The sequence below is a fragment of the Pseudomonadota bacterium genome (assembly GCA_026388275.1).
In the GTDB taxonomy this organism is placed as follows: domain Bacteria; phylum Desulfobacterota; class Syntrophorhabdia; order Syntrophorhabdales; family Syntrophorhabdaceae; genus JAPLKB01.
In genome coordinates this window covers 13,339-35,939 of the sequence record JAPLKB010000006.1, presented here as the reverse complement: position 1 = coordinate 35,939, position 22,601 = coordinate 13,339, and the positions used below count along the sequence as shown (strand labels likewise).

Annotated in this window: 21 protein-coding genes; 14 read left to right on the top strand and 7 right to left on the bottom strand. The window is 41.2% G+C overall.

Annotated features, from left to right (window positions below; all coding sequences use genetic code 11):
* Window positions 1–279 precede the first annotated feature (279 nt).
* Window positions 280–1,341, bottom strand: a complete 1,062-nt coding sequence (locus NT010_00975; protein ID MCX5804626.1) for a tetratricopeptide repeat protein — start codon at window positions 1,339–1,341, stop codon at window positions 280–282.
* A 79-nt stretch (window positions 1,342–1,420) separates the two neighbouring features.
* Window positions 1,421–3,157 carry a hypothetical protein gene (locus NT010_00970; protein ID MCX5804625.1) on the bottom strand — a complete coding sequence of 579 codons (1,737 nt, stop codon included), beginning with the start codon at window positions 3,155–3,157 and terminating at the stop codon, window positions 1,421–1,423.
* Between the two features lie 256 nt (window positions 3,158–3,413).
* Here NT010_00970 and cysK point away from each other — a divergent pair, with 256 nt between their 5' ends.
* The 12 genes from cysK (at window position 3,414) to radA (ending at window position 15,481) form a co-directional block, all read left to right on the top strand.
* A complete protein-coding gene (gene cysK, locus NT010_00965; protein MCX5804624.1) occupies window positions 3,414–4,346 on the top strand; it encodes a cysteine synthase A in 933 nt (310 codons plus the stop codon).
* 16 nt (window positions 4,347–4,362) lie between these two features.
* Window positions 4,363–5,592: a homocysteine biosynthesis protein gene (locus tag NT010_00960; GenBank protein MCX5804623.1), complete on the top strand. Its 1,230-nt coding sequence runs from the start codon at window positions 4,363–4,365 to the stop codon at window positions 5,590–5,592.
* 107 nt (window positions 5,593–5,699) lie between these two features.
* Window positions 5,700–6,707 (top strand): 7-cyano-7-deazaguanine synthase, encoded by a 1,008-nt coding sequence (locus tag NT010_00955; GenBank protein MCX5804622.1) that lies wholly within the window; start codon window positions 5,700–5,702, stop codon window positions 6,705–6,707.
* Window positions 6,704–7,366 (top strand): MBL fold metallo-hydrolase, encoded by a 663-nt coding sequence (locus tag NT010_00950; GenBank protein ID MCX5804621.1) that lies wholly within the window; start codon window positions 6,704–6,706, stop codon window positions 7,364–7,366. The genes NT010_00955 and NT010_00950 overlap by 4 nt, the downstream gene beginning before the upstream one ends.
* Window positions 7,367–7,688: 322 nt before the next feature.
* The gene (locus NT010_00945) at window positions 7,689–7,865 is read left to right on the top strand and encodes a hypothetical protein (GenBank protein MCX5804620.1); all 177 of its coding nucleotides are present in this window, start codon (window positions 7,689–7,691) and stop codon (window positions 7,863–7,865) included.
* 279 nt (window positions 7,866–8,144) lie between these two features.
* Window positions 8,145–8,897, top strand: coding sequence for a 3-oxoacyl-ACP reductase FabG (locus NT010_00940; protein MCX5804619.1), 753 nt, complete (start codon window positions 8,145–8,147; stop codon window positions 8,895–8,897).
* Between the two features lie 52 nt (window positions 8,898–8,949).
* Complete coding sequence (had, locus tag NT010_00935) at window positions 8,950–10,059, top strand: 6-hydroxycyclohex-1-ene-1-carbonyl-CoA dehydrogenase (protein MCX5804618.1); 1,110 nt, start codon at window positions 8,950–8,952, stop codon at window positions 10,057–10,059.
* Window positions 10,060–10,090: 31 nt separating this feature from the next.
* Window positions 10,091–11,239 (top strand): 6-oxocyclohex-1-ene-1-carbonyl-CoA hydratase, encoded by a 1,149-nt coding sequence (oah, locus tag NT010_00930; protein ID MCX5804617.1) that lies wholly within the window; start codon window positions 10,091–10,093, stop codon window positions 11,237–11,239.
* Between the two features lie 169 nt (window positions 11,240–11,408).
* The gene (locus tag NT010_00925) at window positions 11,409–12,179 is read left to right on the top strand and encodes an enoyl-CoA hydratase/isomerase family protein (GenBank protein ID MCX5804616.1); all 771 of its coding nucleotides are present in this window, start codon (window positions 11,409–11,411) and stop codon (window positions 12,177–12,179) included.
* Window positions 12,136–13,356, top strand: coding sequence for a Xaa-Pro peptidase family protein (locus NT010_00920; protein MCX5804615.1), 1,221 nt, complete (start codon window positions 12,136–12,138; stop codon window positions 13,354–13,356). Before NT010_00925 ends, NT010_00920 begins: the two co-directional genes overlap by 44 nt.
* A complete protein-coding gene (locus NT010_00915; GenBank protein MCX5804614.1) occupies window positions 13,353–14,144 on the top strand; it encodes a TIM barrel protein in 792 nt (263 codons plus the stop codon). Before NT010_00920 ends, NT010_00915 begins: the two co-directional genes overlap by 4 nt.
* Window positions 14,081–15,481, top strand: coding sequence for a DNA repair protein RadA (radA, locus tag NT010_00910; protein MCX5804613.1), 1,401 nt, complete (start codon window positions 14,081–14,083; stop codon window positions 15,479–15,481). Before NT010_00915 ends, radA begins: the two co-directional genes overlap by 64 nt.
* A gap of 44 nt (window positions 15,482–15,525) precedes the next feature.
* On the opposite strand, the gene NT010_00905 is transcribed toward radA, so the two are convergent.
* Window positions 15,526–15,972, bottom strand: coding sequence for a universal stress protein (locus tag NT010_00905; GenBank protein ID MCX5804612.1), 447 nt, complete (start codon window positions 15,970–15,972; stop codon window positions 15,526–15,528).
* 195 nt (window positions 15,973–16,167) lie between these two features.
* Between NT010_00905 and rpoD the strand changes: the two genes are divergently transcribed.
* Entirely contained in the window at window positions 16,168–17,682 is a 1,515-nt protein-coding gene (gene rpoD, locus NT010_00900; protein MCX5804611.1) for an RNA polymerase sigma factor RpoD, read from the top strand.
* Window positions 17,683–17,780: 98 nt separating this feature from the next.
* Here the strand turns inward: rpoD and NT010_00895 are convergent, their stop codons facing one another.
* The 4 genes from NT010_00895 to NT010_00880 form a co-directional block, all read right to left on the bottom strand.
* Window positions 17,781–18,794, bottom strand: a complete 1,014-nt coding sequence (locus NT010_00895; protein MCX5804610.1) for an AI-2E family transporter — start codon at window positions 18,792–18,794, stop codon at window positions 17,781–17,783.
* 35 nt (window positions 18,795–18,829) lie between these two features.
* On the bottom strand, window positions 18,830–19,132 hold the full coding sequence (locus NT010_00890; GenBank protein MCX5804609.1) for a YtxH domain-containing protein: 303 nt from the start codon (window positions 19,130–19,132) through the stop codon (window positions 18,830–18,832).
* Window positions 19,133–19,154: 22 nt separating this feature from the next.
* Entirely contained in the window at window positions 19,155–19,550 is a 396-nt protein-coding gene (locus NT010_00885) for a hypothetical protein (GenBank protein MCX5804608.1), read from the bottom strand.
* 97 nt (window positions 19,551–19,647) lie between these two features.
* On the bottom strand, window positions 19,648–20,865 hold the full coding sequence (locus NT010_00880; GenBank protein ID MCX5804607.1) for an MFS transporter: 1,218 nt from the start codon (window positions 20,863–20,865) through the stop codon (window positions 19,648–19,650).
* A gap of 395 nt (window positions 20,866–21,260) precedes the next feature.
* Between NT010_00880 and NT010_00875 the strand changes: the two genes are divergently transcribed.
* Entirely contained in the window at window positions 21,261–22,550 is a 1,290-nt protein-coding gene (locus NT010_00875; GenBank protein MCX5804606.1) for a hypothetical protein, read from the top strand.
* Window positions 22,551–22,601 lie beyond the last annotated feature (51 nt).

Sequence of the window (22,601 nt, the reverse complement as noted above, 5' to 3'; positions counted from 1 at the left end):
GCATATGAAGTCTTCAGAATTGGAACCGTTAATTGATGAAATTATTGTTGACACGAAAGCATGGATTAGGGATAATGTGAAATGATGTGTAACTAACCAAAATAATAAGGCAAAGCAGACTTTGTTACGTATAGCACCTACTAATGTTCAGTGGCGGCTGGTTGCCATAATTGACGATTACGGATGGAAAGTTATCCACCTGTAGATTTATTTTTATCCTGATAGAGTCCAGTTAACTTTTTTACTTTTTTTGAGAGCAAGAATACCTCTTACCCAAAATCAGTTACATCTCATAGTAAATTCAAGCGGCACTTTATTTTCCAAATTCCCTGTGAACTGCTTGCCATTGCTACAAGTGAAAGTTCCTTTACCTGTGAATTTGCCATCAACAAATTCACCTATGTATTTATCGCCATTTGCATAGGTATAAGTTCCTTTGCCGTTTAACTTCCAATTAGTAAATTCACCTTCGTATTTATCGCCATTTTCATAGGTGCGAACTCCTTCGTATGCACCTGTTTTGTATGCAGCTGCAATGCGAGCCTTTTCGGAATCCAGAATACTCTGGCCGGACCGCACTGGGAGCGCCCGCATGGCCGAGGGATCGCGCTGGTTTTTCAGTGTATGCCTGCCATACAGGAAACTGACAATTTCAGCATCGGAACCGCGTGTTTCTGAAGTCCAAACCAAAGTACAAGTAAGGCGAATTACTTCCGTTAAATGGACATCATAACTGAGATCAGAATAACCGCAATCAGATTTATAACTTTTACCGGCATCATACAACCCCCCCAGCTCATCCAGCGTCGGCATCCGCCAGTCCGAATAACCACCCCCGCGGTAATTCTCACAATAGGACTTGGCACCTTTCCAATCAATATTCGCTCCATTGTCCTTTGCCGCCCACATCAGATCCGTCCGCGTGTCCAGAACTGTCTCATTGCTATGCGCGATGAAACGATTTCTCACCCTTACCTCCTCCTCTGCCCGATACTCCAGCTTGTAGATCTCCTCACGGACCTTCGCTGCATCGGGGGCATTGGGGGCGAGTTCGAGATAGCGTTTGTAGTGCCGCATGGCCTCACCGTAGTTTCCGGCCTTGGCCTGGATAGAGCCCAGGTTGAAGTAAATGTCCGGCCAGTTCGGCGCGAGTTTCGCTGCCTGTTCAAACTCGTTGACAGCACGTTTGTAGTCATTCGGCGTCTTGGCCATCTCAACCGCGGCCATCCCACGCGCCATGTAACGTTGTGCCTCCTCGGGCACGGTATCTGCAAGTGTTACAGAACACCAAGCTAATAATATCAACACACCGATCAAACACCCGATTTGTTTTCTATACATTTTCTATCCTCCCTTCCTTTACTAATTACAAGATTTGCGATTATCTAAAAAGCACACTTCCCCCCATTAACAGAATTGATTATTTTGGCATTACCAGGGGGGTGACCAGGAAGTATGGCGAGTTGTAAAAGTCTGAAGGAGTAAAATTAAGACCTAAGAATAACTTTAGTTTATTATCAGAAAATGGAATCGTGCGGCCGGCAGCATTGATTACTGCCCAGTCGGTTTCAGAGCAAACCACATCATCTTTGCCCCCTGGACCGTAGTTCGTATCATTTAACAGGTATTTACCGAACCAGGTATCTTTATTGATGAGTTTCTGATTGTTCTTTTGGGCCATCGCCACTGCCGCTGAGAAAAGAGCCTGCCCTTCCTTTTTGTTCAGTGGCTGTGCTAGTTTGGCCACATCAGCCCCACGGTTACCATACAACCCTTTGAATTCTTCTTCAGAAATAATACGCGGTCCTACATTGGGTTGATTATCCAGGAAAAGTTTTTTGCCCCTAACCTCTTTGAGATAGACGACCGTATGCGATGCATTAGATGGATTGCCCCCGGATAATTTGTTGTCTGCATAAACGATTCCTTTAGAGGCCTTCTCTCCCTCCATGAGCAGCACGTCACCGGCCTGTAGTTCATTAAATGTCTTCCATGGTAGTGGCGGCGCATTCGTCTTGAGCGATTTAGTAATCGCCGGCGCATTCGTCTTGAGCGATTTAGTAATCGCCGCCGCATACTTGTTTGGCTCCCTGAGTCTCTGTTCAATAAGCTGTTTCTGTTTCTCCATCCATTCGGCATTCATCTTCTCAAACTCGTTTTGCTCCTGTAGAACCTTTGGATCAACCGACCCCGTGCCAGTCTTCAATCCAAGCGTGTCAGTCCCATTGAGAGACCCACAGTATGTATTAGGAAATTTCCCGCTGCAACTATAAGGCGCACAGCAAGGCGTGCCGTTTAAAACACATGTCAGGCCCTTCTCGATGCAACCAGAAACCGACCCCGTACCAGTCTTCAATCCAAGTGTACCCGTACTGTTCCCCTTGAAAGACCCCAGAAGTTTGTCCTTTTCCTCAGCAAACTTCTTCTGTCTCGCAAGTTCCAGTTCTCTTTCTTGCTGCTCTCTTTGCAGTTGGAGCTGCCGCTGCTTTTCCTGCTCACGCGCCGCAGTGCCATCGTCCCCGCTGGGGCTACTCGGTGTTGGGGTGTCAAATCCACCGCAATAGGACATACTACCCCCAGGCATAGTCATACGATATTGTTCACATTGTGATTGAGTAGCAAAACTCCCTCTCCCATGATATCCAGATTGTTGTCCTATTATGCCCGTGTAGTAAATTTTCCAGTCGGCAAGAGCGGATTTGGGTGAAATGGTCGTAAGTATCAGAAGGAAGATCCCGATAATTTTTATTCCACTCATAAATGTCATATGACATAAATAACACAATAAAAGCAATCTATTAATTTGAAGTGCTGATTTTGTGATTAGAAACCCGATTAAAGAATTATTGAATGCCAATTGTAATGTTGTATATTGAAGGGATATGGCGGAGACTCGATTACAGGAAGAAAGCAGCACCTCTGGCCAAAACTGCAAAACATGGATTTCATGAAGAAGTGGTGCATTTAAGGCTAAAACCGCACAGCATGCATTACAGGAGGCATTGCTGTATACAAGGTAAAACCGTGAAGTTTTGCTTGCAGGCCAAAACCGCGCAGCATGTGTTGCTGGAAGTTCTCCATACCATTCCACCCTCCTTTTCAAACATGGGCAGCTTTGTCCAGGATCTCTTCGGCCCATTGATTCAGGCTTTTTCATGCGGTTTTTGCTGTGGCAAGAGCCCTTGCATGGACTTCAGGAGAAACATGAAGCACCATCTTGCCGCGGAAGCCGCTTTCAGTGGCTTGCGACCTGTGACAGCACAAATTGATAGCACTGGCAAGCAATTTTTAATAGCCCAAGAAACGACGGTGAATTTTTAAAAACAGAGTAATCAAGTTTATACCTGCCGGTCTTTAAAAAGCTCTTATAATTATAACGAAATTAGTGTATAATTTTCCTAGTCAGGAATATGATGAGAATAGCCGAGGATATAACCAAGCTTATCGGGAACACACCACTCGTAAGGATTAACAGGCTTGCGAAGGGGCTTAATGCAGAGATAGTTGCAAAACTTGAATTTTTCAACCCCTGCGGAAGTGTAAAAGACAGGATCGGGATAAACATGGTAGAGGCTGCTGAGAAGGCCGGTATTTTGAACGGCGATACAACCATTGTTGAACCTACCAGTGGCAATACCGGCATTGCCCTTGCCTTTGTATGCGCTGTTAAAGGATACAGGCTTATCCTTACAATGCCAGAGACGATGAGTATGGAAAGACGCAGTATGCTGAAGGCATTTGGCGCTGAACTTGTTTTAACACCGGGCGTACTCGGCATGAGAGGTGCAATAGACAAGGCCGAAGAAATAATAAAGGAAAATCCAAAGGCTATTATACTCCAGCAATTTAAAAACCCTGCAAACCCTGAAATACATATAAGAACGACAGCCGAAGAAATATGGCGTGACACGGAAGGCATGGCAGATGCATTAGTCGCAGGTGTCGGAACAGGCGGGACCATTACCGGTATCGGTACAACCTTGAAGAAAAGAAAACCTTCTTTTAAAGTAGTGGCGGTTGAACCTGAAGCATCTCCTGTGCTGTCAGGAGGCCAGCCAGGACCGCATAAAATACAGGGTATCGGCGCCGGTTTCATTCCCGAAATCTTAGACAGAAGCATCATCGACAGGATTGTAAAAGTTTCCAATGATAATGCTTTTGATACCTCGCGAAGGCTTGCGAAAGAAGAGGGGATATTCTGCGGCATATCTTCCGGTGCGGCGATGTGGGCAGCGATCAACATCGCAAAAAAGAAGGAGTTTAAGGGAAGTTTGATTGTAGTTATCATGCCTGATCTCGGCGACAGGTACCTTTCAACGGAATTATTTAATTCCTCCATGAAATAAGAGGGCAGGGGAGGCAATATTGAAAACGATTGATGAAATTAATGAAAAAATCAAGAACGGCAAGGTTGTTGTTGTAACTGCCGAAGAAATGATAGAGATTACAAAAGAAAAGGGCACAAAAAAAGCAGCCGGGTATGTAGACGTTGTAACAACCGGTACGTTCGGACCCATGTGCAGCAGCGGCATGTTTATAAATGTAGGCCATACAAAACCAAGGATAAAGATAGGCGGAGGAAAATGCCTCCTCAACGACGTACCCGCTTACTGCGGAATTGCAGCAGTTGATGTTTATATCGGCGCCACTGCAATGCCAGACGATGATCCGAGAAATATGGTCTATCCCGGTGCGTTCAAATATGGCGGTGGCCATGTGATTGAGGACTTTGTCAGTGGAAAGGATATACGACTTATGGCAACAGCCTACGGGACAGATTGTTATCCCAACAAAAAGATCGAAACATATATAAATAAAGATAATGTAAATGAGGCATACCTTTATAATCCAAGGAACGCTTATCAGAATTACAACGTTGCCGTTAACCTCACTAAAAAGATTATTTATACATACATGGGGATATTAAAACCGAAAATGCACAGCGCAAATTACTGCAGTGCAGGCCAGCTTTCCCCGCTCCTGAAAGACCCGAAGTACAGAACCATCGGCATCGGTACGAGGATATTTTTGGGCGGCGGCATTGGATACGTAGCATGGAACGGAACACAGCACAACCCTGATGCGCTAAGAAGCCCCGACGGGCTTCCCAGAGCAGGCGCCGGAACACTGGCGACCATAGGGGATGCAAAACAAATGAACAGCGACTTTCTGAAAGGTGCAAGCTTTGTCGGTTACGGAGCAACCATGTTTATCGGTCTGGGGATTCCTATACCTATACTTGACGAAGAGATGGCCTATTTTACGTCCAGAAGCGATGAAGATTTCTGGGCACAGGTTGTTGACTACGGCAATGATTATCCTAACAGGATACCTAAAAGCATCTGTGAGGTAAATTATGCCCAACTGAAATCCGGCAAGATATCCATTAACGGTAACGAAGTACCGACATTTCCTATTTCAAGCTATTCAAAAGCAAGGGAAATATCAGTGATATTAAAGGATTGGATAGACTCCGGCAAATTCCTCCTTACAAATCCGGTTGCACCTCTCCCCGGTGTCGAGTCCGGTATAAAAATGAATACACTTGAAGAAAGAATCCCGGAGGTATTTACAACAGACAGCTTAGAATGAATAAACAGCACAGAGTGAGAAAAACTCTGTTTCCATCTTGTAGCCTGTAGCCAATATCAAACTTCAGCTATAAGCAAGAGTCTATAAAGCTATCTGCAAAAACAATTATGAACAGAAAAGCTATTTCACTATTATCAGGCGGCCTGGACAGCGTTCTTGCAACCAGGGTTATCATGGACCAGGGTATAGAAGTTATAGCCCTCCATTTTACATCACCCTTCAGCAGCAGAAAAGAAAAAGAGCGGGGCCTGCAAGCTGTCAGGACAGTAAGCGAGCTTGGCATAGGTTTAATACTGAAACATAAAGGACCTGAGTACATTGATATTGTCAGATCGCCAAAATATGGCTACGGTAAAAACATAAACCCTTGTATTGATTGCAGAATATTTATGCTGCAGAAGACAAAGGAAATTATGGCTGAAGAGCAGGCAGGTTTTGTTGTGACAGGGGAAGTTCTTGGACAAAGACCGATGTCACAAAGAAGGGATACTATACAGATCATTGAAAAAGCCAGCGGACTTGAAGGCCTGATAGTCAGACCCCTCTCGGCAATGCATTTTTTACCATCAATACCTGAACAGGAAGGAATATTAGACAGGGGAAAACTACTGGATTTTACAGGCAGATCAAGGACACCACAATACCGCCTTGCCGAGAAATATAACCTCAAAGAGTTTGGTTCCCCCGGTGGAGGCTGTCTTCTTACCGACCCTATTTTTGCAAAGAAGCTCAAGGATCTTTTTGAACATGATAAGGTATCGACTTTGAAAGATTTAGAATTACTGAGCATTGGCAGACACTTCAGGCTGCGGGCTGATACTAAGCTCATTGTCGGCAGAAATGAAATTGAAAATGATAAACTTATGTCTCTTTGGGCAGCGCCTTATGTATTGTTTCAGCCGATTGGGTTCAGGGGGCCCAATGCTATATTGCAAGGTGCTTTCGACGATGAGACTATAACCTTAACAGCAAATATTATAGGTTATTACGGAAAGAACGAATCCCCGGTTATTTCAATTGAATCAAACAACGGCACATTAAACAGACACGCTGTGGAAAAGCTCGATATCACACCTGAAAGTTTACTGGCTGGGGTTCCACAGGAGGCACAATGAAAATAACCGATGACCTGTATGTATATCCATGGACATCTTATCAGGAAAACAATTGTAATACCGTTTTTATAGACGGGAAAATACCTACATTGATCGATCCTGGACACAGACACCTTTTCAGTCATGTCGTCGAAGGCATGACAATGGACGGTAAAGCATCGGAATATACTAAATGTATATTGTGCACCCATAGCCATCCTGACCATATTGAGGCCATCAGTTTATTCGACAAGGAAATATTAAAAGGTATCAGCAGGGAAGAGTATGAATATTTGTATAACGGCGGTAAGGAGTTATTTCTTGCAACAGGTTGCCGTATGCCACAAACACCTTTTCAATTATTTCTTAAGGAAGGTACAATCGAAATAGGAGACAAAAAATTACAGGTTATCCCAACCCCTGGTCATTCACCAGGTTCTGTCTGCCTTTACTGGGAAGATGAAAAAATACTGATTTCGGGAGATACAGTCTTCTACATGGGGGTAGGAAGGACAGATTTTCAAGGTGGTGATATCGATGCACTGGCAGATAGCGTTGAAAACCTGTCAAGACTAAAAGTGGAATACTTAATTCCTGGACACGGTGAAATACTCAAAGGAGAAAAAGAAATAAGCAGGAATTTCAAATTAATTCTGGAAGAGTACTTCAACAGACATTGATAGATAGAGAACAAAAGTTTGACATTCCCCCATGCTATGCATATAATAAATCTAAATATAAATGTTAAATGGTAAAAAATATCTTTATCAGAAATGGATCACCCCGAGGCAAACCTTGAGGTATTGATAAGGAATTTTGAACAGATTTATTTTTTGAATCAAACTTCGGGGTATTAATCCCGAGGGGCAATACAGAGAATATATAAATATTGATAAAAGCCCCTTTACGCATCCGGGCGATTACTGTAAATACGGAACACAATGTCTATCAATGTATTGTGTATGGATAATAAGGGCTGCAGGAAAATGAGGAGGAACAAACTTGAGAATACCAGATGAATATGTATGTGATCTATGCGGATTCATGTTTCTTTCCGGAGAAACCGTGAATATTTTTTGTCCCGAATGCGGGAGCAGCATGGTCGCAAAGGAAATAAGCTATGATGAGTTTTTGGACGAGGAGGCCTATAATTTCAGTACCAACATTATCATGAGATGAGCTTTTATAACAACAGATCACAGGATTATTTAACATTTAATATTTGCCAAGTGAATTTTTTCATTAAAACTTGCCTTTTTAGTTTTTATGCATACACGACCATTTTATAACCGTAAATTTAATGCATAATTATTCAGTTAACATTACTGTAAATGCCGGTTAACCGATATCACATATTTATTGATATGTATGTTTTTTATCTTGACATAAATTTGCATTAAAATATAATATTACACTAATAAAATATTTCACAAATGATTAATTTAAAGAGAGGTGCAAATGAAATTAGAAGGGAAAAATGCTGTAGTTACAGGCGGCGGAAGAGGTGTAGGTAGAGCTATCAGTATTGCTTTTGCACAGGAAGGTGCAAATGTTGTGGTAAACTATGCCTCCAATAGTAAAGCAGCTGATGAGGTGGTTGAAATAATTAAGGGCATGGGAAGGAAGGCGGTTGCCGTAAAAGGTGATGTCGCTCAGAAAGAGGATGCGGAAAAAATAATCAATACCTGTGTAGAGAATTTTGGTTCAATACATATACTTGTGAATAATGCAGGTATCTCAAAACCGGGTATGATGCACAAAATGTCCGTTGAGACTTGGGATGAGGTTGTCAATATCCAGATGAGAGGCCCATGGCTCTGTGCTCAGGCAGCTTCGAAATATTTTATGCAGCAGAATTATGGCAGAATAGTCAATGTTACTTCTGTCGCCGGTATAGTTGGCACCATAGGGCAGATAAATTACAGCGCTGCCAAGGGCGGGGTAGTTTCCATGACAAAATCAATGGCAAGGGAACTGGCAAAGTTTAATGTTACAGCAAATGTTATTTCCCTCGGCATTGTCACCACAGAAATGACCCATACAATCTCAACAGACGAAAAGCTCAAAGAAATTTATACGAAAAGGATTCTTCTCGGCAGATATGCCGAGCCTGAAGATGTTGCTCCAGCCTTTGTATTTTTTGCTTCAGACGACTCACGCTATATCACAGGGCAGCTTCTTTGTGTAGACGGCGGTTATGGAATGACGTAAAAAGTAGGGAGGTGATATTCTCAAGATTTAAAATATATGAGGAGGTGTTGTAATGGCAGATGTACCAAAGACAATAAAACAGTGGCAGATGGTTCAACCAACAGTATTTAACAGAGAAACAAAGGAAACTACACCCGGTAAGCTGGCTGTGGCTGAAATACCGGTGCCGGAACTCAAAGCAGGCGAAGTGCTTGTAGAAGTTGCAGGCTGCGGCGTATGTCACACAGACCTTGGCTATTTCTATGATGGCGTGCCCACTGTGAGTAAACCACCGCTGGCTCTCGGACATGAGATCGCAGGAACAGTAGTTGCAGGCGACGCTGCATGGATAGGGAAAGAAGTTATAATACCGGCTGTTATGCCTTGCAGACAGTGCTTACTTTGCAAAACAGGGAGAGGCAACAGATGCCTTGCACAGAAGATGCCCGGCAATAGCATTGGCGTATATGGCGGATTTGCAAGCCACATACCTGTACCTACAATTGACCTTTGCTTAGTTGCTGATAAGAAAGGATATGCCCTTGAGCAGCTTGCAGTTATCGCAGATGCGGTAACCACTCCGTATCAGGCAGCAAAAAGAGCAGACCTTCAGCCTGGCGACAATGTAATCATCATCGGCGCAACTGGCGGCGTAGGTGTTTATATGGCTCAGACAGCAAAAGCACTCGGTGCAAAAACCGTTATCGGTATTGCAAGAAACCCTGAGAAACTGAAAAGAGCCCTTGATTACGGTTGTGATTATGTTATCAGCACATTGGATAAAGACAACAAGACACTTGTCGGCGAATGGAGAAACATTTGCAAGTCAAACGGCCTCCCCAACACATTCTGGAAGATTTTTGAGGTAACTGGTGCAAAAGCTGGCCAGGAACTCGCCCTTGATCTGCTTTCCTTTGTCGGAAAACTCATACTTCTCGGCTACGGCATGGCAAAGAGCGAATATATGTTCTCAAAGCTTATGGCCTTTGACGCAGAAGTTATCGGAACATGGGGTTGCTTACCTGAGTATTACCCGATAGTGCTCGATATGGTTCTTTCAAAGAAGATTGTCATTGATCCTTTTGTTGACGTAAGAAAAATGAGCACGATTGCAGCAACATTCGATGAGATACACAAAGCTGGATCCCCTGCAAAGAGGGTTGTATTAACACCAGATTTCTAATGAAAAAAAACAATATTAAGAGGAGGAAAGTATGGGTTTAGAATGGATGCCAAGAGAAAACGCAATGAAGGATCATAGCAGGCATGGTACACAGTGGTGGGGCACAGATGCTCCCAGCACCGTATACGAAAAAAGACCTTTAAAAGATCCTAAGGGCAACGTAATACCGGGTCTTTACAATGCATGGATCAGACTCAATAATCCGTCTCAGTTCAATTCCTACACAACAGAGATGGTAAAGGGCGTCATCGCCGGTTTTGAGAATTCTTCAACAGACCGCGAAGTAGTTTCCGTAATTTTTACCGGCACAGGTGCAAACGCCTTCTGTACGGGCGGCAACACAAAAGAGTATTCAGAATACTACAGCATGAGACCGGAAGAATACGGCTCATACATGGAACTTTTTAACAATATGGTTGACAGCATCCTTATGTGCAAAAAACCGGTTATCTGCCGTGTAAACGGTATGAGGGTTGCCGGCGGCCAGGAAATCGGCCTTGCATGTGATATCGCTATTTCTTCCGACCTTGCTATTTTCGGCCAGGCCGGTCCGAGACATGGTTCAGCCCCTGTGGGCGGTTCCTCTGACTTCCTCCCCTGGTTCTTAAGCGCTGAGGATGCAATGTGGAGCTGCGTAAGCTGTGAAATGTTTTCAGCATACAAGATGAAGGCAAAAAACCTCATCTCCAAGGCAATCCCTGTCCTGAAAGACGACAAGGGTGTATGGGTAAGAAATCCCCAGGTTATCACCGATGTTTATGTAAAAGACGGCGAAATCGTATACGGTGAGAACAAGACAGGTCAGGAAGCAAAGGATGCACGGGCATGGGTAGGCGAGAAACTGAAAAATAACGACTATGATTTCTCACTTCTCGATGCAGAAGTAGACAGAGTTAGCTGGATCTTCGCGAACCTCTTCCCCGGATGCTTGAATAAGTCCATTGACGGCATTAGACAGAAAAAGAAATTCTTCTGGGATCAGATTAAGAACGATCACAGATACTGGCTGGCAACAAACATGATGGGCGAGGCATTCCTTGGTTTCGGCGCATTTAATACCAAGAAGATCACCGGTAAAGATACCATCGATTTCATCAAGAACCGTCAGCTCATTGCAAAGGGCGAGCTTGTCAACGAAGACTTCATGGCACAAGTTATGGGTGCACCGCAGGCGAAGTAACAAGAGAAACAAACTTAAGGGGGGTTTATCCCCCCTTTTTTTATTTTGGATTTTGTCTTGCAGGTTTTGGATTTTAGAACTCGAAATCACTGAATATTGATCTTAACAAATGTAGGTAAATCCGCAATACAAAATACAAAATACAAAATAAGAGCAAGGGAGAATAGCCATGGGTTTCAATAGTATTGTTTATGAAAAAAAAGATAAGGTTGCAAAGATAACACTTAATACGCCTCCTTCAAACTGGCTTACCATCTCTATGATGAAAGAGATCAATGAAGTGCTTGTTGAGGTAAAAAAGGATCAATCTGTACAACTTCTCGTTTTTGATCATGCAGGAGAGAAGGCATTCTGTGACGGTGTAGATGTTGCAGACCACACAGACGACAAAGTGGATGAAATGATCGATGTCTTCCACGGGATGTTCAGGCACATGGCAGAGATGGATGTTATTACCGTTGCAGTAGTAAACGGCAGATCTCTGGGCGGTGGCTGCGAACTCTCAAGCTTCTGTGATATCGTGATCGCCTCTGAGAAGGCAAGAATAGGTCAACCGGAGATTGCCGTAGGTGTGTTCCCGCCTGTTGCCGCTGCATTGTTCCCTAAGATCATCGGCCTTAAAAAGACCTACGAGCTTCTCCTGACAGGCAAGGCTCTGAACGCAAAAGAAGCTGAGGCCATAGGTCTCGTAAATGTTGTACTTCCTGTTGAAAATTTCAAGGCTGAAGTGGATAAATATCTTGCTGAATATCTGAACAAGAGCAGGCCGGTCAGCATCTGGACAAAGCGCGCCATTAAGGCAGGGCTTGACCTGAATTTCACCGATGCATTGAAAGCATCTGAAATTATTTATCTTCATGGCTGTATGAAAACAGAAGATGCAGTTGAGGGCATCGGTGCTTTTATGGAAAAAAGAAAACCTGTCTGGAAGGATAAATAATTGCATGCTCTATGCACCAAAAGAAGAGATTTATAATAGAATTGATAAACTAAAGGGTTTAATGGAAAAGGCCTCTCTTAAAGGGGCCTTTTTCCATTATAAAATCGATTATTATTATCTTTCGGGCACAATGCAGGACTCACTTCTCTTTGTACCCCTCGAAGGGAAACCGGTTTTGTTCGTTAAGAGGGAGATATCAAGGGCGCGCAGGGAGTCCCCTCTTGAAGAGATTGTTCCTATGAGTTCAATAAAAGACATCCTCCCACACATAACACCTTTGAAAAATGTCGGGATACAGCTCGATGTAATGCCCTATAACGATGTGATTAAATTCAAAGACCTTTTGGGCGAATGTGAATTTGTCAATGTCTCTCCCCTTACAAAGGAACTGAGAAAGAGAAAGTCACTTTTTGAAATAAAAATTATGGAACGGGCTGCAGCAATACAAAAGAAGGTCTATCAACAGGTGCCTGAACTGCTGAAAGAGGGCATGACAGAAATTGAACTGGGCGGACTGCTTGAGGCATATGCGAAAAAACTTGGACATGAAGGCCTGTTGCGTGTCCGATCTATGAATTATGAAGCATACTCGTGGCATGTTATAAGCGGACGTACAGGAAGCATTGTAAGCCAGTCAGATTCCCCTATGGGTGGGCTGGGGCTTTCACCGGCTTTTCCTGTAGGCGCGAGCATGAAGAAGATTAAAAAAGGTGAACCCATTCTTGTTGATTTTGGTATCTGCTATCACGGTTATCAGGCTGATCAGACAAGGATGTACGCTATTGGTTCAATGCCTGAACCTTTCAAGGGGGCTTTTGAGGCTTGCAGGGAGATACACTACCGTGTACTCGATAAGGTGCTTGAAGGCATGGTAAGCAGCGAACTTTTTGAATACTCAAAAAAACTTGCAGAAAAGCTCGGGTATGGAGATTATTACCTTGGTTACAAACCCCACAAGGTAAGGTTCCTTGCTCACGGGATCGGCATTGAACTGGCAGAATTGCCCTTTATCGCAGCAAGTCATACCTATCCGATAGAAGAAGGGGCGGTTTTTGCCATAGAACCTAAAATGGTCTTTCCAAAAAAAGGTGCTTGTGGCATAGAAAATACGGTCTTGATTGAAAATTCCCGCTACAGGGTGCTTACGGATAACGATGAATCAATCATGATTTTATGAAAATCCTTTTTTCTACAGGATGTCTCCACTATCTTCCTATAAGGGAGGTCTTTTATCTTGCAGCAGAGGCAGGTTTTGACGGCTGTGATCTGGTGATTGATGGCAGGTTTAATAACGCTCAATATATAAACACTGTAAAGGCATGTCTTGAAATATTGCCTATATACTCGATACATGCCCCTTTTGCAAGGATAGATGCCTGGGGAACACACAGAGGCAACCTCATAAAAAGCGTTGAAGTCGCAAAAATACTGGGTGCTCAGTTGGTTAATTTCCACCCGCCTTCCTGGTTCTCCTTTGAACTTAGTTTTTTAAAATGGTTTAACAATACCGATAACTTTCAAAAGGAAATTGGAACCGATGATGTATACCTGACCATAGAAAATATGCCTCGTGTCGGGCAAAAATTTATGCTCGCCCCTTATGTATTATATAATTACCGCGACCTGATATCATTCGGCATTAGAAAAAACCTGTTCTTTGCCTTCGATACCACGCACATAGCAACATGTGGTGACGATATCATTGTAGCATTTCTCAATTATTTTAAAACAGAAAGGCTGAAAAATATTCATATAAGTGATGGTCAATCATTCAAAAGTCATCTTTTTCTGGGCAGAGGAGACTTGCCGATTGTGAAATTACTGAACACCATGACGAGGTTGGGTTATGACGGGATGGTAACGCTTGAGCTCTCACCTAATGAATTCCCAAAGACAATGGAATGGACAAAGAAACTGCTGAAATATCAATCGGCTTTTTTGAGATTGCATTTAAAAAAGGATTAAGATTAAAAAGGATAAAAATGCCGAAAAAAACAATATTTGTTTGTGAAGTATGCAACTATGAAACATTTAAGTGGATGGGAAAATGTCCCAGGTGCGCTTCCTGGGATACCATAAAAGAGTACCAACCTGACAATGAAGAAGCCCAAATTGTGGTAAAACCTGTAACGGTGTCTGACGAAGAACTGCCGGAAGAGAGGGTTGTCCTTGGCCTTACTGAGATGGACAGGGTACTTGGCAGCGGTCTTGTATGCGGGTCTTCCATACTCCTTGGGGGTGATCCCGGCATAGGTAAAACCACTGTATGCTTTGCAATAGCCTCTCGAATGATCGAACTTGGATATGAAGTATTATATGTATCAGGCGAAGAATCCTTAAGACAATTATCCTCCAGAAAAAGAAGGCTGAACATAAAAGACCCCTTTTCAATACTTACTACAAACCGGCTTGAAGATATACTGGGGGCATTATCCGATAAAGTATATCGTCTTGTAATCATAGACTCGATTCAGTCTGTTTATAATTCAACACTCCCCATGCTTCCCGGGAGTATAGGCCAGATAAAAGATGTCTCTTCAAGATTGATTATGGAAATGAAGAAGAGTGAAACCACCCATATAATCATAGGTCATGTAACAAAAGAAGGCGCTATTGCAGGGCCTAAGGTGCTTGAACATATGGTTGATACGGTCCTATATTTTGAGGGTGATAAGATGCTGCCCTATAGGATGCTCAGGTCAATAAAAAACAGATATGGCCCCGTTGACGAAGTAGGAATATTTCAGATGAAAAAAGACGGTCTTGTAAGTGTGGACAATCCTTCAGAATTTTTTATTTCTGAAAGAGGTGATATCGGTGCCGGCAGTACACTCTTTCCTCATATTACCGGTTCAAGGCCTATATTGCTTGAGGTACAGTCTGTAATACCGAAGACAATGTTTTCCATTCCAAAAAGGGTGTCTCTTGGATACGATCCGAACAGGCTGTTTATTATCATAGCGGTAATTGAAAAGGCGCTCGGCAAACCATTTTTTGACAGAGATGTCTATGTAAACATAACGGGCGGTCTTAAGGTGAATGAACCGGCTGTGGATCTGGCTGTCGCTGCATCAATCATTTCAAGTTATAAAGATGTGAATGTTGGCGCAGATACAGCATTATTCGGAGAAGTAGGCCTCACAGGTGAAATAAGGAAGGTCATGAGCATGGATATCCGGCTAAAAGAATGTGAAAGGCTGGGGATAAAAAAAGTTTTCTGCCCGAAAGGAGTAGAAAAAACAGGGGGGATCGAGATAATCCCTTTGAAAAACGTTAAGGAACTATATGGATATATTACTTAAATCACCACCTGCTTTAGATGGTGATTTAAGTTTTTTTTGACCTTTTAGAGCACCTTTGTTTTTGGTCTTATTGTAAGGACAGGACAGGGTGATTTTCTTAGAATCTTCTCGGCAACACTTCCAATCAGGATATGTTCAATGCCGCTTCTTCCGTGTGTTCCCATAACCACGAGGTCAATATTTTCTTCTTTTATATAATCAATAATTTCAACAAATGTTACGCCTGTTTTAATAACTTTTTTCACAGTTATATCGATCCCTTTTATTATCTTTTCAAAGTCTTTTTCAACCTCTTTTTCAATATTTTTTTCGATTAAGACAAGATTTTCTGGGGTTAGAAAAGATTCGTAGGGCGTGAAGTAGTTTAAATTAGGTATTACATGGAAAAGGTGCAGTTCCGCATCGTACTTCTTTGCTAAGCTGACAGCATATTTGATAATACCATCTGTAAATTCAGAGAAGTCTACAGGGCAAACAATTTTTTTAAACATGTCAACCTCCATAATATTTTATAGGTTTTTTATATATGGTATTTGATATTTAGTCAAATACTTTCTTTACCATTTTAAAACTGGCTTGACTAACAGTTAAATTGTTGTTATAGTTAAACATTATAAAGATATCTATAAAAAGATAAGAATGCCCTTTTGTAAAATAAAGGGCATTCTTTACATTTTGGGGTTAACATGAGCATAAAAAACTTTACTGAGATAAAACACCTTATTGACATTGGTATGGAGAAGGGGTATCTCACCCCTGATGAAATAAATGATTTTTTACCGCAAAGTATATTTTCGCCTGAAGACATAGAGGATATTTTTGATTTTCTTTCCGAATCTAATATAGATATTGTTGAAACAATAAAAGAGAAGATTGATGCACCTGAAGAAGAAGCTCAGGAATGGGGAGAGGCAGAAAAATTCCCTTCGGAAAGAACGGATAATATCATATGGGCATACTTAAAAGATATTGGCAGGGTATCCCTCCTGACATCCGATGAAGAATATATGATAGCTAAAAAAATAGAAGAGGGAGAGAAGAAAATAAGGAATTTATTATTTGATCTGCCTCAGTCTGTTAACGAACTTCAGGAGATAGGGTCGCAGCTTAAAAAAGAGACTATCAATATTATCGATGTCATCAAGAGCATTGATGAAATAAATTATACGAAGAAAGACGAAGAAAAATATAAGAAAAAAGCAATCTCCTTAATAAACAACGTGAAAAGCCTCTTTGATAAGAAAGAGGAAGTAAGAAAAAAACTGCCGAAGACCGATGCACAAAATAGAAAACAATTGGAAAAAAAGCTCAATGCTATTGACGGTAAAATTGAAGAAGCCTTGGTCAATCTCAAGCTGAATAAGAAGATCCTTGAAGAAGTCATAAGAAAGATAGGGAGACAGCTAAGGTTTATGGATGATGGTGAAGCAAAAATTGTAAGGATTAAACTTACGGAGATTGGCGAGATAGAGAATAGTCTGAAGATTGTTAAAAACAGGCTAATTCAAGCCAACCTGAGGCTTGTTATAAATATTGCAAAAAAATACCTGAATAGAGGACTTTCTTTTCTCGACCTTATTCAGGAAGGAAATATGGGTCTCATGAAGGCTGCAGAAAAGTATGACTATCAAAAGGGATACAAATTTTCTACATATTCGACATGGTGGATAAGACAGGCAATAACAAGAGCAATCGCCGATTATGCACGCACAATTAGGGTTCCTGTCCATGTGCTCGAAACAATGAATAAAATTACCAAGGTTACCATATCACTGTTCCAGGAACTTGGCAGAGAACCAAATCTTGATGAAATATCAAACAAAGCCGGCCTTCCCCTGGAAAAGGTGAGAAAAATAATGAAGGTTTCTAATGAACCTATATCCATTGAAACTCCAATAGGAGATGACGAATCCAAGCTTGGCGATTTTATAGCCGATCCGAAATCGCCTTCGCCTTTTATGGAACTTGTAGGAATATCCATGAAAGAAGAGATAGATAAAGTTCTGTCAACCCTGACACCAAGAGAAGAAAAGGTTATCAGGATGCGTCTTGGCATAGGAGAAAAAACTGATTATACCCTTGAAGAAGTTGGAGAGGTTTTCGGGCTGACAAGAGAAAGAATAAGACAGATAGAGGCCAAAGCTTTAAGAAAATTGAAACACCCATCAAGACGGAAACGCTTGGAAAGTTTTCTCGAATAAATCCTACCAAAGGCAAAACCAGTTTTCTGTTTTTTAAATTAGAACAACCCGACACCGTTGCCAATGACGTATCCGGGCTGCAACCATAATTTCCTTGATCAGATGCTATCCTCCTCTGAATATCTGAAGACCTCGACTATAGACATAAACAATGCCAATACAAGTGGCCCCATGATAAACCCTATGAAGCCGAACATTTTTATGCCCCCCAGAATGCTGAAAAAAATAACAAGAGTTGGCATCTGCACTTTGCCCTTAATAATAAGGGGTCTAAGAATATTGTCTGCCATACTTATACCCAATATACCGATCACTATAAGAATAATGCCCTTTAAAAACAAACCTTGAAATAAAAGATAAGCAGCTATGGGACCCCATATTACAAACGTCCCCAGTAACGGAATAAATGAGGTAATAAACATTGCCAACCCCCATACAACAGGAGAATGTACTCCAAGCAGGGATAATGTAATTCCACCAATCAACCCCTGGACTATTGCAACTGTAATTCCCCCATAAATAGTTGATATAACTATGTCTCTTACCTGTTTTGTCAACTTCTCTTTTTCTTTTTTGGAAAAGGGCATATAGCTGCTGAGTTTTTCCAAAAACACCGGCCCGTCTTCAAGAAAGAAAAAGACAGACAGAAACATAAAAACAAAATCCAATGTAGCTGTTGCAACATTACCGATTCCAATTTTAATAATGCCTAATGATTGCCCCCCTAATTGGGAAATGTTGCTTGTAATAACTCCCTGCAAATCTCCTTCCGACATATTAAATAAGGACAATATCTTGTAAACAATTTTCTTTATACCAGGGTGCTGAAGTGTTTTGTCTATGACATCAAACTTACCGGCTTTTACATACTCAATCAGGGAGTTCATTTCCTGTGTAAGCAAGTAAGAAAGATAAGAAAAAGGACCAAAAATTAATAGAAGTATAATGCAAAGGGTGATAAAAGACGCGATATATTTCCACTTTACAAACTTTAGGGAAAAGTTGTAAAGTGGATAAAATACTATTGAAAGCACAATGGCCCACGCCAGGGCAGATAAAAACGGTGCTAAAATCCTGTAGCTTAAATACCCAAGGACAATAACAAAAAAGATTAAAACAGTGTTATGGAATCTATTAGCTTTTACGCCTATTTCTCCTTCTCTTTTTCATAGGCGTCTTTGCCGGCTTCTATAGCAGATCCGATGATATTTTTCTCTTTTTCTATGAATTCCTTTCCTTTCTCCACAGCAGAAGTTGCCTTGATTTTTGCCTGTTCAAGATAGTCCTCTGCTTTTTTCTTTGCATCATCTGCCAGTTCTTTTATCATTTTTCTGGTTTCTTCACCTGCTTTTGGGGCTATAAGCAGTGCAATACCGGCACCTACCAGTCCTCCCAGAAAGAATGAAAGGAGCATTGAACCAGCACTAAAATCTTTTCCTTCCTCTGCCATATCTTATTCCTCCTCTTTATTATTAGGCTTTTGCCTTTTTACTTATAACACTTTTTAAAATGACCCCTATAGCGGCTTTTATTCCTGCCCTTAAACCGGATACACAAAAAAATGGGGTTGAGACTACACTATTAACAACTTTACTTACATGCATAATATCCTTACCAGCCTCTCTCACCGACACGGAAAAGGTTTTTACATCTTCTGTAATGGCTGTTGCATTATCTGTCACATTTCTCATGCTCTTCAGACTTTTCCTTAGTTCTTCAAGCGTTGGATATAAGATATCTTCCGTAGTCTTTATAAAATCCTTCGCTGCCTTTACCGCCCCTCTTACCTCAATTAAAGCATGAACTAAGGCACAAGTTGCTACAACAATTGAGAGGGTTATTATACCAAAAAAGATATTGCTAATCATAATGATTCCCCCATAAATATAACCTTTTTACATCCTGTTTTTTATTATAACACTATCCACTAATTTGTTAACCAAAAAAGCACAGATTTATAAATCTTTATACCTTTTTCCGTAATATGAGCGAACCTGCAGCACCAACAAGCGATATAACAGCAGAAAGGATAAATGCATTTGTAAATGTGCCTGTTGTATCCTTAATCCATCCAGCAATTGCCGGACCCAATGCCTGTCCTACTCCAAAAAAAAGTGTTATAAAACCAAGCCCTGCAGGGGCAAGTCTGCCCCCGACTGTATCACCGGCAGCGGCAGCCATAATGGTTGGGATTGAAAAGGCGGATATGCCGAACACAAAAGCGGATAGGTAAAAACCAGCTTCAACCTTGTAAAAGGCAAAGATAATATAAGAAATTGAAAGGGTTATATAGGCAAGCATTGAACCATATCTTCTCCCAATGGTGTCTGATATGCCCCCCCACACAACACCGCAAAAAATGCTGAAAATACCCAGTACGGCAAAAATAGCCCCTGACGTTGATGGCGAAATTCCTATCTCTTTTGTTAAATATGCGACAAAAAATGTGAGATATATAATGTAAGAAAAACCGTACATAAAATAAACACAGCCAAGCTTCCATATTTCTGCTTCTCTAACAATATCCTTCCATGCGGAAAAAAGTGTAACTTTGGCTCCGCCCTTCTGTTCTTCATCACCTCCATACATGGAAAGTCCCATTTCTTTCGGGTTGTTTCTTAAAAAAGCATAACAGACAAAAGCAAGAATAAATACTGCAATTCCCAAAAAAAACCAGGCATATCTCCACCCATCGTGACCAAAATGTGTAATAACCGGTGGAATAATAACTCCTGAAAGGAAAAGACCAACCCCTATTCCCCCGGAAACGATACCCGTTGCAAGCCCCCTGTTCTTTGCAGCAAACCAGGCGGCCGGCAATGCCATAATAGGGACATAACTGCTCCCATTTCCTGCCCCTGCAAAAAACCGCATAAAAAAAGCAAACAGGAAAGATTCGGAAAAACCTGTTAAAAATAGGGCTATGCTTATAATAATAAGGGATACAAAAACCACCCTTCTTACTCCGAAGCGCGCTGCAAGGAAACCACCTATTATTGCAAGGGAAAGATAACCGATAAAATTTCCCGTTCCAATAAGACCAATCTGTGTATAATTAAGATAGAGGCCATCCTTCATGGACGGTAATATTACCGAATATGACATTCTTCCAAACCCATGCGCAAGGATTGTTACAAGAGTTCCAGTAAATGCAATAACCCATGCATAATGTTTTTTGTTCATTGGTCCTCCATTGTTTTATTTTTCTTAATTCTATTGATTAAATTGGGTCCTCTTAAGGCCTTTATTATGTGACTTTAAGGCCACTATACACCAGTTTATCAACAAAACAACCTTCAACGTTGCTTAACCAGATTTCACTATACTGTGAATGTTAGTAATCTAAAACATAGAGTATCATAATTTTGTGTACAATAAAATAATCCCGGACAAATAAGCACAAACGGTTTTTTATAGTTTGTAATCAGGTACTTCTTCAGCCTTTTTCTGCAATATTGTTTATTTTTCTTGAATTAGAGCACAATATGTCATATTAATTATTTGACATACACAGGAGAATATAATTCTACTTATCGTATAGTAAATAACAAATTATTAAAAACAACGGAGAAGGAATAATGACAAAACCTAAGTTAGTACTTACCGCATTAGTCATAGTAATGATTCTTTTTACAGCAAAGATGGCTAATGCAAAGGTATATCTTGATATTTTCGGAAAGAGTTTTAAGAAAATAACCATAGGCGTACCGCCTTTTAAAGGTGAGAATATTGACAGGTCAAGAATGGACATGAGCGATCTTTTAAACAAGGATCTGGATATGTGCGGGTTTTTTATTGTGGCACCACAATCTTTAATGGATAAGGAACTTACCGATGAAGGCATTGAAAAACAGGAAATAAAATTCAGCAATTGGAAATCGATTGGTATTGAACTGGTATGCAAAGGTAAAATTCAGAAAATAAACGGTGATCTGGTACTCGAAGCATTTGTTTACGACACGCTCGATGGGGCTTTAATGCTTGCAAAACGCTATAGAACTAATACAGAAGATTGGAAAAAAATCGTTCATAAGCTGGCAGACGATATCATGCTTGCCATTACAGGTGAAAAAGGCATTATGAGTTCAAAGATTGTTTTTGCCTCAGGAGGCAGGAGCCGGAAAGATATTTATATGGCTGATATTGACGGGTCCAATCTGAAAAAGATGACAAATTACAAGAGCATTACATTATCCCCCTCAATCTCCCCCAGTGGCAGATATCTGGCATATACTTCCTACAGAGAAGGAAGGCCCAATCTTTATATTATGGATATTGAGAACAACAGGGAGATATATACCGACAAGGCAGACGGGATGAAGATCGGAACAACATGGATAGGGGATACAACCTTCGGATACTCCCATACTTTGGGCAGGTATTCGACTATATATACTCTTAACGTTGAAAATAAGTATAAGAATATTGTTCAAAGAAACGATGGGATAGCAACATCACCGTCATTTTCATCGGATGGCACAAAAATGGTTTTTGTGTCTGATATGCACGGATCTCCTCAGATTTTCATAAAAGATTTACCTTCCGGTACTCCAAAAAGGCTTACATATTCCGGTAGCTATAATACTTCACCGGTTTTATCGCCAAAGGGTGACCTGATTGCCTTTGTTGCAAAGTTTGAGGGGGCTTTTGAGATATGCACAATGAATCTTGATGGTTCAAACCAGCGCGTTTTAACAGTCGGCGGTTTAAATGATTCGCCTCAGTTCTCACCATGTGGGAGGTATATTATATACTCGTCGAACAAGGGTGGAAAGTACAATGTATATTTAATGCTTATTAATGGCGAAAGCAAAAAAATGCTGAAATTTACTGACGGTGAAGAATCACAACCTAAATTTGCACCGTAATTAAATATTAGATATTATATACACATAACAACATCTGTTAGTTAATACAAG

Bases quoted from the DNA above. Each gene is read 5' to 3' on its own strand.
- NT010_00975 (MCX5804626.1), bottom strand. From the start codon at position 1,341: ATGTATAGAAAACAAATCGGGTGTTTGATCGGTGTGTTGATATTATTA.
- NT010_00970 (MCX5804625.1), bottom strand. From the start codon at position 3,157: ATGAAAAAGCCTGAATCAATGGGCCGAAGAGATCCTGGACAAAGCTGC.
- cysK (MCX5804624.1), top strand. From the start codon at position 3,414: ATGAGAATAGCCGAGGATATAACCAAGCTTATCGGGAACACACCACTC.
- NT010_00955 (MCX5804622.1), top strand. From the start codon at position 5,700: ATGAACAGAAAAGCTATTTCACTATTATCAGGCGGCCTGGACAGCGTT.
- NT010_00950 (MCX5804621.1), top strand. From the start codon at position 6,704: ATGAAAATAACCGATGACCTGTATGTATATCCATGGACATCTTATCAG.
- NT010_00940 (MCX5804619.1), top strand. From the start codon at position 8,145: ATGAAATTAGAAGGGAAAAATGCTGTAGTTACAGGCGGCGGAAGAGGT.
- had (MCX5804618.1), top strand. From the start codon at position 8,950: ATGGCAGATGTACCAAAGACAATAAAACAGTGGCAGATGGTTCAACCA.
- oah (MCX5804617.1), top strand. From the start codon at position 10,091: ATGGGTTTAGAATGGATGCCAAGAGAAAACGCAATGAAGGATCATAGC.
- NT010_00925 (MCX5804616.1), top strand. From the start codon at position 11,409: ATGGGTTTCAATAGTATTGTTTATGAAAAAAAAGATAAGGTTGCAAAG.
- NT010_00915 (MCX5804614.1), top strand. From the start codon at position 13,353: ATGAAAATCCTTTTTTCTACAGGATGTCTCCACTATCTTCCTATAAGG.
- radA (MCX5804613.1), top strand. From the start codon at position 14,081: ATGGACAAAGAAACTGCTGAAATATCAATCGGCTTTTTTGAGATTGCA.
- NT010_00905 (MCX5804612.1), bottom strand. From the start codon at position 15,972: ATGTTTAAAAAAATTGTTTGCCCTGTAGACTTCTCTGAATTTACAGAT.
- rpoD (MCX5804611.1), top strand. From the start codon at position 16,168: ATGAGCATAAAAAACTTTACTGAGATAAAACACCTTATTGACATTGGT.
- NT010_00890 (MCX5804609.1), bottom strand. From the start codon at position 19,132: ATGGCAGAGGAAGGAAAAGATTTTAGTGCTGGTTCAATGCTCCTTTCA.
- NT010_00885 (MCX5804608.1), bottom strand. From the start codon at position 19,550: ATGATTAGCAATATCTTTTTTGGTATAATAACCCTCTCAATTGTTGTA.
- NT010_00880 (MCX5804607.1), bottom strand. From the start codon at position 20,865: ATGAACAAAAAACATTATGCATGGGTTATTGCATTTACTGGAACTCTT.
- NT010_00875 (MCX5804606.1), top strand. From the start codon at position 21,261: ATGACAAAACCTAAGTTAGTACTTACCGCATTAGTCATAGTAATGATT.